Raw genomic sequence first — 12,806 nt, forward strand, 5'->3', positions numbered from 1 at the left:
CTCTTTCCGGCGGTAAAACGGTCTATAATTCTTGTGCCAATACTTTTACAGGTTTAATTAATCCCTCTTTTGTCGGATGTATTTGATAAATGGCAATGGCCTTATCTGCTGGGTCGACCATCACAAAAGGCTTCCCTTTTTCAACAACAACATCCTTTGTTTGTTCCAATACCGCACCGTTAAGTACTTTCTTTGCTACTTTATCACTAATCTGAAATTTGGGCAAATGAAATAATCCCCGCTCCAATGGCAACAGAAATTCATCTGTTTGTCCACTTTCCATGAACTCTTCCACTTCAGCAAATGTGAAACAGTCCTCCTGCTTAAAACCTGCTGATTCAATACGTGTCAAGTCTGACATATGGGCAGGAAAACCCAGTTCTTCACCCATCATGACTGCAAGCGTCCGAATATACGTTCCTTTGCTACATTTGACGCGAAAACGAAAAGAGATGGTTTCCCCTTTAAATTCAGAACGTTCATCGAGAAGGGTAATATCATAGATGGTGACCTCCCTTGTCGGCCTCTCCACTTCTATCCCTGCACGGGCATATTCATATAACTTCTTCCCGTTTACCTTTACCGCTGAAAACATCGGCGGCGTCTGTTCAATTTTCCCAGTCAATGATTCCAGTACTTCCAGAATCCGTTTACGCTGAATCACTTGATCAATCTTTTTCTCTTCCACTTTTTCACCGCTTGCGTCTTCAGTTGTCGTTGAAAAACCAAGGGTCACTTCTCCTTCATACGCTTTACCGGCTTCTGTCAAATATTCAGCTATCTTAGTTGCCCTGCCAATGCAAATAGGTAAAACCCCTGTTACATCAGGATCTAAAGTACCTGTGTGCCCAACCTTTTTTGTCTTTAATATCTTTCTTAATTTAAAAACACAATCATGGGATGTCAATCCCTTGGGTTTCCATAATGGAAGAATACCGTTCACGCTTTCACCTCATCATTTATAAAACACCCTAAACTACTATCAAAAGTAAAATGAATTCCAATTCCGAAAGGTGTTTTTCCTTTTTTACATATTCAGTTTTCAAAAAAAAGAGACCGACTTCAAGAAGTGCAAAGCACTTATTGAGTCGGCCTCCTTTTACTGCTTGCTTATTCCTCGTCTTTTTCAGCCGGTTTATCCTCTGAATTGATTTGGGAAATCAACGACTCGATACGATTACCATAATCGACCGATTCATCAAATTCAAAAAACAGCTCAGGGGTTTTGCGCAGGCGGATTCGCTGCCCAATTTCTGAACGCATAAATCCTTTCGCCTTAGCTAGACCTTGCAGGGTTTTCTCCCTTTGTTCCTGGTCACCCAAAACGGAAATATAAACTGTTGCCTGTTGTAAATCGCCTGTAACCGCGACATCCGTCACTGTAACAAATCCGATTCTTGGATCTTTAATTTTTCGGCCGATAATTTCACTCAGCTCTTTTTTCATTTGTTCGCCAACACGATTTGAACGAAGGCTCATAATATCACCTCGATAGCCTAAAGCCAGTCTATATCTGTTATTGTTCGCTCTAGTTCCGGAAAAGAATCTAGAAATTTAAGGGCATTTTGAAGTTCCCGTTCTGTAGCCTTCCTTGAGGAGGTTACGGTTACGATAGTAATCTTTGTCCGCTGCCATAAATCCTGAAAATCGGTCTCTGCCACAGAAATATTGAACTTCTGCTTCAGCCGTGTCATGACACGCTGAAGCACGGCCCTTTTTTCTTTCAAAGAATGGGTGTCATGGATGATGCATTCACATTGGACAGAGCCAACGATCATTTACGTTCGATCTCTTCCATTACATACGCTTCAATTACATCGCCTTCTTTAAGGTCGTTGTAATTTTTAATCGTAATACCGCACTCATAGTTCGTTGCCACTTCTTTTACATCATCTTTAAAACGTTTCAATGCATCAATTTCACCTTCGTAAATGACGACACCTTCACGAATTAAGCGAATTCCGCTATCACGTGTAATTTTTCCTTCTGTAACGTAAGAACCGGCAATCGTACCCACCTTGGATACTTTGAAAGTCGTACGAACTTCAGCCTGACCGATAATTTTTTCTTCAAATTCAGGGTCAAGCATCCCTTTCATAGCTGACTCGATCTCTTCGATCGCTTTATAGATGATGCGGTGAAGGCGGACATCAACATTTTCTGATTCAGCTGCACGTTTCGCATTCACGTCAGGACGGACGTTAAATCCGATGACGATTGCATTCGAAGCTGTAGCAAGGATGATGTCAGACTCTGTAATGGCACCGACGCCAATGTGTATGATCTTGACTTTAGCGCCTTCCACTTCTATTTTATTCAGGGAAGCGGCTACTGCTTCCGCAGAACCTTGAACATCTGCTTTTAGAATGATGTTCAATTCTTTAATTTCCCCTTCTTTCATTTGCTCGAACAATGTATCAAGGGTTACACGGGATTTTTCATTACGTTGTGAAGCAAGTTGTCTCTGTGCACGCACTTCCCCAACTTGACGGGCTGTTTTCTCATCTTCAAAGACGATGAAACGATCGCCGGCCTGTGGCACTTCGTTCAATCCAGTGATTTCAACCGGTGTTGAAGGACCTGCATCCTTAACACGGCGTCCAAGATCGTTAACCATAGCACGAACACGTCCGAATGTATTACCGATAACAATCGGATCACCGATTTTCAACGTTCCGTTTTGAACAAGCAAAGTGGCAACCGATCCGCGCCCTTTATCCAAACGTGCTTCAATAACCGTTCCATTTGCTTTACGAGATGGATTCGCTTTATACTCCTCCACTTCACTGACAAGAAGAATCATTTCAAGCAAGCTATCGATACCCTCACCGTTTTTAGCTGAAATTGGTACGAAAATCGTGTCTCCGCCCCATGCTTCAGAAACTAAACCATGTTCTGTCAATTCTTGCATGACACGGTCCGGATTGGCAGCTTCTTTATCCATCTTATTTACAGCGACGATAATTGGAACATCTGCCGCTTTAGCATGGTTGATCGCTTCAATCGTTTGAGGCATAACGCCATCATCCGCAGCGACGACAAGAATCGTGATATCGGTAACTTGTGCACCGCGGGCACGCATTGTTGTAAACGCAGCATGGCCTGGTGTATCCAGGAATGTTATTTTCTTATCGTTAACTTTAACTTGATAAGCACCGATATGCTGAGTGATTCCGCCCGCTTCGCCTTCAGTTACTTTTGTATGGCGTATAGAATCAAGCAATGTCGTTTTACCATGGTCAACGTGCCCCATGATCGTCACGACAGCCGGACGTTCAATCAAATCTTCAGAAGCGTCTTCAGTGACAAGTGATTCAAGGTCTGTTAGGTCGACACGAATCTCTTCTTCGGCCACTACACCGTATTCCGCACAAATCAATTCAATTGCATCTTTATCCAATGTTTGGTTGATTGTTGCCATAACTCCAAGCATAAAGAGCTTTTTAATGATTTCAGAAGGTTCACGGTGAAGTTTTTTTCCAAGTTCCATAACCGTCAAAGACTCATAAAACGTAATTTTCTCTGGAAGTTCTCTTTCTTTACGTTTTGTAACAGGTGCCTGAGGCGCTTGTTGTCTTTGTTTATTATTTTTATTCTTGTTATTGCGACCCTTGTTGAACTGACCTGTTGGTTTTTTTGTCCCTACAGGTTTAACTGGTGGTTTTTTCTTCAGTTTTTCTTTATTGACTGTGCTCTTTTCATCCGCTTCAGCTTCGTACTTCGCGACCGTAGCGTTAGCTTTTGGTTCAGCAGCTTGGCTTTTATCTTCGTTTTTAGGTTTGATTGAATCGTTTAATTTATTTACAGTTGAATCGTCTAATGCTGTCATATGGTTTGTTACCTCTATATTCATTTCTTTAAGTTTATTTATTACATCCTTGCTTGAAACGTTCTTTTGTTTTGCATATTCATATACACGCAATTTTGTCATACGTTCACCCCCGTAAAATTTAATCGAGCAGCGTTCGGAGTTTTTGTGCAAAACCTTCATCCAGAACTGCGACGGCAACTCTAGCATCCTTACCTATCGCATGGCCGAGCATTGACCTGCTTTCGACTCTTTTTAAAGGAACCTGATAAAATGCGCACTTATCAGATATTTTTTTTTCAGTGTTTTTTGAAGCGTCCGCGGATAAAATAACAACTTTGGCATTACCGCTTCTAATCTCTTTAACCACTAATTCTTCACCCGAAATTAGCTTGCGTGCTCGATTGGCCAAACCTAATAGAGACATCCATTGTTGTTGTTGGGTCATGTTGTTAGTTTTTCTCCTTATTCACTAATTCAAGCAATTGTTCATAAAGGGAAGAATCGATTTGGGTACTAAGGTGATTAGCCAGCACATTTTTCTTTTTGGCCAGCTCGATAACATCCCGATCAAGAGTCAAATAAGCTCCCCTTCCCGATTTCTTTCCGGTCGGATCAAGGCTGACTTCCCCTTCTTTAGATCGAACGATGCGAATGAGTTCTTTCTTCGGCTTCATTTCGCCTGTTGCCACACATTTGCGCATCGGGATTTTTTTTCGGCTATTCATCTTTTTTCACCTCGAATTACTCGTTATCCTCTTCGAAATCTGTTTCCTCTTCAGTAACATAACTATCTCTGCTCAAAAGGAATTCCTGTTCTTCCACAGGATAAATACCAGCTTCGCGGGCTTCCGTTTCACTCTTGATATCAATTTTCCAGCCTGTAAGCTTGGCAGCTAAACGGGCATTTTGTCCACGCTTACCGATTGCCAGGGAAAGTTGATAATCCGGAACGATTACAGTCGTCGCCTTTTCCTCTTCTTTAACAATAACTTCAAGTACTTTTGAAGGGCTTAAAGCATTCGCAACGAAAATGACCGGATTCTCCGACCATTTAACGATATCGATCTTTTCACCTTTCAATTCATTGACGATGGCCTGAACACGCTGTCCTTTTTGGCCTACACAGGAACCGACAGGATCGACTTCTTCGTTATCGGAGTGCACGGAGATTTTTGAACGGTCGCCTGCTTCGCGGGCAACTGATTTAATTTCTACTGTTCCATCAAAAATTTCAGGCACTTCGATTTCGAATAAACGTTTTAAAAGGCCAGGATGTGAACGGGATACAAAAATTTGCGGGCCCTTGGAAGTCTTTTCAACTTTAGTGATGAAAACTTTAATGCGGTCATGAGGTTTATACTGTTCATTCGGCATTTGCTCATTCACCGGGAGCAAAGCTTCGATTTTACCTAGGCTCACATAAATGAATCGGGAATCCTGGCGTTGAACGATGCCAGTCATGATATCCTCTTCACGATCGATGAATTCGGCATAAATGATGCCCCGTTCAGCTTCACGCACCCTTTGAGTGACGACTTGTTTTGCTGTTTGTGCAGCAATACGGCCGAAATCCTTAGGTGTTACTTCCATTTCGACAATATCCTCTAACTGATAGTTGGGATCAATTGCTCTTGCTTCTTCAACAGAAATTTCCAGACGTGAATCGAACACTTCTTCAACAACGTCTTTTCTGGCAAATACACGCATAGTTCCTTTACCAAGATTCAAGTCGATACGTACATTTTGTGCTTGGTTAAAGTTACGGCGATATGCCGATATAAGGGCAGATTCAATCGCGTCGATCAAAACCTCCCTGGAAATTCCTTTTTCGTTTTCTAAAATATAGAGAGCATCCAATAACTCATTGCCCATGGTGATCCCCCTTACGGATATTTAAATTAATGATTTGCTTGACTTAAGAGAAGGTAATCGCCAATCTCGCTTTGGCTACCTTTTCGAATGGTATGACGATCGTTTTCTTTCTTGTCTTGATTCTGACTTCGAGTGTCACTTCTTCACCATCGAAACTGGTTAAGATTCCTTCGAATTCTTTTTCATCTAAAATGGGCTCGTATGTTTTTATGTAAACATTTTTACCGATAGCATTAAGGAAATCCTTCTCTTTTTTCAGAGGCCTTTCAGCTCCGGGTGATGAAACTTCGAGAAAATAATTTTGTGGAATCGGATCAACCTCATCAAGCTTTTCACTGAGTTTTTCACTCACATTTCCGCAATCATCAATATCTACGCCTGTTTCTTTATCAATGTACACTCGAAGGAACCAGCTTTTACCTTCCTTCACATACTCCACTTCGACTAATTCAAGCTGCAATTCTTCAAGAATTGGTAATGCTAATTCCTCTACGACTTCCGTTACCTTTTTACTCATTTGTTTCCTCCATACGTGCGTTGTATGCGCTTGGTTTCGGATTCAAAATTAAATGGTCAATACAACACGAAAGAGTGGGTTTCCCCACTCTTGCCATTGGTTCCTCTTAGTATTTCCAATAAAAATATACCATAATCAAGATTTTTATGCAAATATCATGTCTGTTTCTTCCTTTTTGAAATCAGTTTCCTCTTTAAAATAAAGATAACTGATTTTGTTCAGGCAATGACTCCAGACATCCTTGTTTATCAAGGTATTCAAGGATGGTCTTCGAAACCTTGCCCCGTTGTTGAAGATCTTCTTTGGAGAGGAATTCACCATTTTTCCGCGCGTTGACGATATTGATCGCCGCATTCGTTCCAAGACCAGGTATCGAATTGAAAGGCGGTATCAAAGTATTTCCTTCAATTAAGAATTGATCTGCACTGGATTTGTATAAGTCCACTTTAGCGAATGCATATCCGCGTTCACACATTTCCAAAGCTAGTTCAAGAACCGTCAAAGTGTTCTTTTCCTTTGTGGATGCATCCAATCCCTTTACCATGATTTCTTCCATTTTTGATTTGATCGCTTGCGATCCCCGTGTCATGGCGTCGATTTCAAAATCATCGGCACGTACTGTGAAATAGGCTGCATAATACAATAAAGGCAAATGCACTTTAAAATAGGCAATCCGGACAGCCATTAAGACGTAAGCTGCAGCATGGGCTTTCGGGAACATGTATTTAATCTTCTTACATGAATCGATATACCATTCCGGCACCTCATTTTTCCTCATTTCCTCTTCGAATTCCTCCGAGAGCCCTTTCCCTTTACGTACAGATTCCATGATTTTAAACGCTAGGGAAGGATCGAGACCTTGATAAATCAGATAGACCATAATATCATCCCGGCAGCCTATAACCTCACTTAGTGTACATATCCGGTTGTGGATCAGTTCCTGTGCATTGCTCAGCCATACATCCGTACCGTGTGAAAGTCCTGAGATCTGAACAAGCTCGGAAAACGTCGTAGGTTTCGTATCTTCAAGCATCTGTCGAACAAAACGCGTACCAAATTCCGGGATGCCAAGCGTACCCGTTTTACACATGATCTGTTCTTCGGTAACTCCTAAAGATTCAGTACTGCTGAATATTTTCATCACTTCTGGATCATCGGTAGGTACGGTCTTTGGATCGATGCCACTTAAATCTTGAAGCATCCGGATTACAGTCGGATCATCGTGTCCAAGTATATCAAGTTTCAAAATATTATCGTGAATGGAATGGAAATCAAAGTGAGTTGTTTTCCACTCAGAATTCCTGTCATCCGCAGGGAACTGAATAGGTGTGAAATCATAGATATCCATATAATCCGGAACAACGATGATTCCGCCCGGATGCTGTCCTGTCGTCCGTTTCACACCCGTACAACCGGCAACAAGGCGATCAGTCTCGGCTCCACGCATATGGATGTTATTATCAGTGGAATACCCTTTTACATATCCATAAGCGGTTTTTTCAGCGACCGTACCAATTGTTCCGGCACGATATACATATTCTTCACCGAATAAGACTTTCGTATAGTTATGGGCCTTCGGCTGATATTCACCGGAGAAGTTCAAGTCGATATCGGGAACCTTATCCCCTTTAAATCCAAGGAAAGTTTCAAACGGGATATCATGCCCGTCTTTTGTATAAGCAATGCCGCAATCGGGACAGTCTTTATCGGGCAGGTCAAACCCGGAACCTACAGAACCGTCATTGAAGAATTCGGATTTCTTGCACTCCGGACATACATAATGCGGCGGAAGCGGATTTACCTCTGTAATTTCAGTCATGGTGGCAACGAAAGATGATCCAACCGATCCCCTTGAGCCAACTAGATAACCATCATTCAATGACTTTTTAACAAGCTTGTGAGAAATTAAATAAATAACGGCAAAACCGTGGCCGATGATGCTTTTCAATTCTTTCTCAAGACGGGCTTCCACGATTTCCGGCAGGTTCTCTCCATAAATCTTCCTTGCCATGCCATAACTCATTTCACGCATCTCTTCTTCTGCACCTTCAATTTTAGGAGTGTATAACTCATCCTTGATTGGCTTGATTTCTTCAATCATATCAGCGATTTTATTCGTGTTGGTTACCACGACCTCTTTGGCTTTCTCAGAACCGAGGAAGGAGAATTCCCGTAGCATGTCATCTGTTGTCCGAAAATGCACGTCAGGAAGCTTATGACGATTCAGCGGATTTGCGCCACCTTGTGAATTCACAAGGATTTTACGGTAAATTTTATCATTCGGATCCAAATAATGCACATTTCCCGTTGCTACGACTGGCTTATCCAATTTTTCACCAAGCTTGACGATATTGGAGATGATCGTTTCTAATGATTTATCATCCCGTACATATTCAAGCTCAATCAAATGCTGATACACTTCCTTCGGATGGATTTCAAGATAATCGTAGAATTCGGCGATATCGACGACTTCCTCAAAACCCTTCTGCATCATCCCTTCAAAAACTTCCCCTTTATCGCATCCCGATCCGACCAAGATTCCTTCACGATACTTTTTAAGTTGTGAGCGCGGTAATCGGGGCACACGATAGAAATAATCGATGTGTGATATTGAAATTAATTTGAAAAGGTTTTTTAAGCCAGCCTGTGTTTGCGCGATCAACGTACAATGGGATGGCCGGGAACGCTGATAAGCATTTCCTTTACCCATATTGTCATTAAGTTGATCATGATGGGTAATCTCCTTTTCCATTGCATCCTTCAGCATCTTCAGCATAAGGTAACCTGTAGCTTCGGCGTCATAAATGGCCCTATGATGCTGGGTCAAATCAATATCGAACTTTTTACATAAAGTATTTAACCGGTGATTTTTAAACTCCGGATATAAGAAACGGGCAAGTTCCAATGTATCAAGAACAGGATTGGAAGCTTTAGGATAACCCAAGTTTTTATAACCTATATTCAAAAAGCCCATATCGAAGGCTGCGTTGTGGGCAACCAGAATCGCATCGCCCGCCCAATCCTTGAACTTTTCTAGTACTTCCGAGACTTCTGGAGCATTTTCCACAAGATCATCAGTGATTCCAGTCAATTCTATCGTCGTATTGGATAGTGGGTGATGCGGATTCGCAAATGACTCGAATCGATCAATGATGTCACCGTCACGAATTTTCACTGCAGCAAATTCAATGATCGTATCATAAACGGCTGACAGGCCAGTCGTCTCTACGTCAAACACAACATAGGTGGCATCCGCCAAAGCGATATGCGCCTCATTATAAACAATGGGTACACCATCATTTACAAGATTCACTTCGACGCCATAAAGGATTTTGATACCATTCTTTTTCCCGGCACTATAAGCTTCAGGGAATGATTGTGCTCCCGCATGATCTGTAATGGCCACAGCCTTATGCCCCCACTTTGCAGCCTGGGCAACAAGTGCAGAAGTAGGTGTCACTGCATCCATCTGGCTCATTGGGGTATGCATATGCAGTTCTACACGCTTTTCCCCTTCTGGAGCCTTATCTTGCCGTCCTTGTTTAGAAATTTCATTTATATCATTTGCGATCATTACAAGGTCACGTACGAATGTATCATTTTGGATGCTGCCTTGGGCACGTACCCACATCCCTTTTTTCACTCGGGCAAGTATGGCAGCATCTTCTTTATCACGCGAAAACATTTTGACCAATATCGAGCTCGTATAATCAGTGACTTTAAAGGTCAACAGGCTTCTTCCGCTGCGTAACTCACGCACTTCTGCATCAAATACGAAGCCTTCGATAGCAATCCTGCGCTCTTCATCGATAATCTGTTCGATTCTGCGGAAATCCGCATCTTCTTTAATCGTATAGCCAATTTTAACCGGTCCTTCGTAGACGCCATCGTCGCCGCCTTTTTCCGATTCTTTTTTCTGCATTTCCACTAGGGCAGCAAGTCCCTTTTCTGCGTCTTCCTTTTGTTTCTCTTCTAAGAACTTCTGGTAATCAGGATTCGAAACCGTTTCCTTCACTTCCGCTTCAAGTGTCAACGGAGGAAAACCGAATGTTTGGTAGATATTCGAAATGATGCCGGAGTATTTTCGTTTCAACTGACCAGCCTCCGTATCATTTCGGGCGCTTACGATAAGCTTATATCCATTCACCGTTGGCACTTGTTCATTCAGAAGTGATAACAGTGCTGGAGACATGCCTTCAAGCTCGCCAATGCAATTTTTCCAATACTCCTTCACCAATTGTTCGGTCACTTGCGGATTGGCCACATTCAAGTTGAATGTGACCTTTGCAATATGGGAAAACGTACTTGCTAGATGAGTAGCAAGTCTTGTATGGACACTGCAAGGAATTAACGCAGGTATATTAAAGGCAAAATGCCATGTTTTGGACTCCCTCTCGATTGAGAGTTTATCAATTTCGGCACCTATGAAATAATTCACAAAGGCATCCTCAGTCAAGTCCATTTGCTGGAGCAAGAGTTGAAATCTCTCTCTACCGCTATTTGGATTTTGATCCATTCCCTCTCTCCCCTATCTACTATCTCTTTTTTATTCACTATCATTTTCGTTTTGATATCAGAGGCTATTATAACATATCATGAATGTTTCACTAGTATCCAAATCCATGAAAAGGAAAGGCATCATCCAATTGAATGATGCCTAATTCCCCTATTCTTAAATTATCCCAGTATTTCGTGAAGCTTTTGAGTTAGTTCAGCTCTTTCGATTTCAAGAACCTCACCTGTTTCACGGATTTTCACTTCGACAATTCCGTCGGATGCCTTTTTACCTACAGTCACCCTGACAGGAAGACCGATCAAGTCAGAGTCTGCGAATTTCACACCCGCACGTTCTTGACGATCATCCATAAGAACTTCCATGCCTTGTGCCTTTAAATCATTATATAAATCTTCTGCAAGGGCAGCCTGAGCCTCATCCTTCATATTGATTGGAATCAAATGGACTTGGTATGGCGCTAAATTCGCTGGCCAGACCAATCCTTTTTCATCGTTGAATTGTTCAGCAACAGCTGCAAGTGTACGGGAAACCCCAATACCATAACATCCCATGATCATAGGCTGCGACCGTCCATTCTCATCCAGGAATGTCGCATTCATAGCTTCAGAATATTTAGTTCCCAGTTTGAATACGTGGCCTACCTCAATCCCTTTGGCAAATTTGATTTTTCCGCTTCCGTCCGGTGATGGGTCACCCTCTTTGATGAAACGAAGATCTATATAATTGGCCACGTTAAAATCACGAGCGGGATTTACGTTCACATAATGGTGATCTTCCTCATTTGCACCACAAATTCCATTAACCATTGCTTCGACGGCAACATCCGCAATCACTTCCACTTCAGAAGTGACATTGATTGGTCCAAGAGATCCAATTGTACATCCTAAGACTTCTTTCGTCTCATTTGGATCGACCAAATCAACGATTGAAGCGTTATAGAAATTCTTCAGCTTGATATCATTGACTTCATGATCTCCTCGTACCAAAACAAGCACATACTTTTCATCCACTTTAAACAATAACGATTTTATTAGTTTCTCTGCATCAGTATTCAGGAATGAAGCAACTTCTTCAATCGATTTTTGACCTGGTGTATGAATTTTTTCAAGTGCAATTTGTTCTTCGGTGCTTTTTTCATATTTTACACTCACAGGTGCCATTTCAATATTTGCTGCATAATCGGAAGTATCCGAATATGCGATGGTATCTTCCCCTATTTCAGACAGGACCATGAATTCATGTGTATCCTTACCACCCATTGCCCCGGAATCAGCAATGACGGCACGGAAGTTCAACCCACAACGGCTAAATATATTCGAATATGCCGCATATAAATTTTTATAAACAGCATCCAAGCTTTCTTGATTAGCATGGAAAGAATAAGCATCCTTCATGATGAACTCACGTCCACGCAACAATCCGAAACGCGGTCTTTTTTCATCACGGAATTTAGTTTGGATTTGGTAAACCGTTAGTGGAAGACGCTTATAGGATTTTACCTCATCACGAACTAAGCTGGTTATCACTTCTTCATGTGTGGCACCAAGCGCAAATTCACGGTTGTTGCGATCCTTAAGCCGCATCAACTCTGGACCATAGGTATACCAGCGTCCAGATTCCTGCCAGAATTCGGCTTGTTGTAAAGCCGGCATCAACAGTTCTACCGCACCAGCATTTTCCATCTCTTCCCGAACGATCGCCTCAACCTTTTGAAGCACCTTTTTTCCAAGCGGCATAAAACTATAAACCCCGCTGGAGTTTTGTCTCATAAATCCTGCACGTAAAAGCAGCTGATGACTCTTGATTTCAGCATCTGCAGGCACTTCCCTCAATGTAGGGATCAACGTCATACTTTGTTTCATATCTGCACCTCTTCAATATTTCCTTTAAATTACTTGCAGTTAATGTAAAAATCATACCGCAACATTAATACGGTCATTTCATACAAAAAAGACTTTCCGCTTATTCAGAAAAGCTAAATTAATATACTCATTCTCGATTATACTTACGATTTCCCTAGAAAACAAACAATTTCCCCAAATCGGTTAAAAAACTAGGAAATCCCTTCAGATAAGAAAACGGCCAACAGA

Annotated in this window: 10 protein-coding genes; all 10 read right to left on the reverse strand. The window is 41.8% G+C overall.

What is annotated here, in order from left to right; genetic code table 11:
- Window positions 1-22: 22 nt before the first annotated feature.
- Window positions 23-943: a tRNA pseudouridine(55) synthase TruB gene (truB, locus tag Q8G36_RS05560; protein WP_305159433.1), complete on the reverse strand. Its 921-nt coding sequence runs from the start codon at window positions 941-943 to the stop codon at window positions 23-25.
- Window positions 944-1,110: 167 nt separating this feature from the next.
- Window positions 1,111-1,479: a 30S ribosome-binding factor RbfA gene (gene rbfA, locus Q8G36_RS05565; RefSeq protein ID WP_034313607.1), complete on the reverse strand. Its 369-nt coding sequence runs from the start codon at window positions 1,477-1,479 to the stop codon at window positions 1,111-1,113.
- 17 nt (window positions 1,480-1,496) lie between these two features.
- Window positions 1,497-1,778, reverse strand: a complete 282-nt coding sequence (locus tag Q8G36_RS05570) for a DUF503 domain-containing protein (protein ID WP_057913375.1) — start codon at window positions 1,776-1,778, stop codon at window positions 1,497-1,499.
- Entirely contained in the window at window positions 1,775-3,931 is a 2,157-nt protein-coding gene (infB, locus tag Q8G36_RS05575) for a translation initiation factor IF-2 (protein ID WP_305159432.1), read from the reverse strand. Before infB ends, Q8G36_RS05570 begins: the two co-directional genes overlap by 4 nt.
- A gap of 19 nt (window positions 3,932-3,950) precedes the next feature.
- Complete coding sequence (locus tag Q8G36_RS05580) at window positions 3,951-4,256, reverse strand: YlxQ family RNA-binding protein (RefSeq protein WP_061144653.1); 306 nt, start codon at window positions 4,254-4,256, stop codon at window positions 3,951-3,953.
- 4 nt (window positions 4,257-4,260) lie between these two features.
- The gene (gene rnpM, locus Q8G36_RS05585; RefSeq protein ID WP_061462443.1) at window positions 4,261-4,536 is read right to left on the reverse strand and encodes an RNase P modulator RnpM; all 276 of its coding nucleotides are present in this window, start codon (window positions 4,534-4,536) and stop codon (window positions 4,261-4,263) included.
- A gap of 16 nt (window positions 4,537-4,552) precedes the next feature.
- Complete coding sequence (gene nusA, locus Q8G36_RS05590; RefSeq protein ID WP_305159431.1) at window positions 4,553-5,683, reverse strand: transcription termination factor NusA; 1,131 nt, start codon at window positions 5,681-5,683, stop codon at window positions 4,553-4,555.
- A gap of 43 nt (window positions 5,684-5,726) precedes the next feature.
- Complete coding sequence (rimP, locus tag Q8G36_RS05595; protein WP_063231836.1) at window positions 5,727-6,200, reverse strand: ribosome maturation factor RimP; 474 nt, start codon at window positions 6,198-6,200, stop codon at window positions 5,727-5,729.
- Between the two features lie 193 nt (window positions 6,201-6,393).
- Entirely contained in the window at window positions 6,394-10,716 is a 4,323-nt protein-coding gene (locus Q8G36_RS05600) for a PolC-type DNA polymerase III (RefSeq protein WP_305159430.1), read from the reverse strand.
- A 161-nt stretch (window positions 10,717-10,877) separates the two neighbouring features.
- Window positions 10,878-12,578: a proline--tRNA ligase gene (locus tag Q8G36_RS05605; protein ID WP_305159429.1), complete on the reverse strand. Its 1,701-nt coding sequence runs from the start codon at window positions 12,576-12,578 to the stop codon at window positions 10,878-10,880.
- Window positions 12,579-12,806 lie beyond the last annotated feature (228 nt).

Source organism: Peribacillus frigoritolerans (assembly GCF_030676415.1).
GTDB classification, from domain to species: domain Bacteria; phylum Bacillota; class Bacilli; order Bacillales; family DSM-1321; genus Peribacillus; species Peribacillus frigoritolerans_A.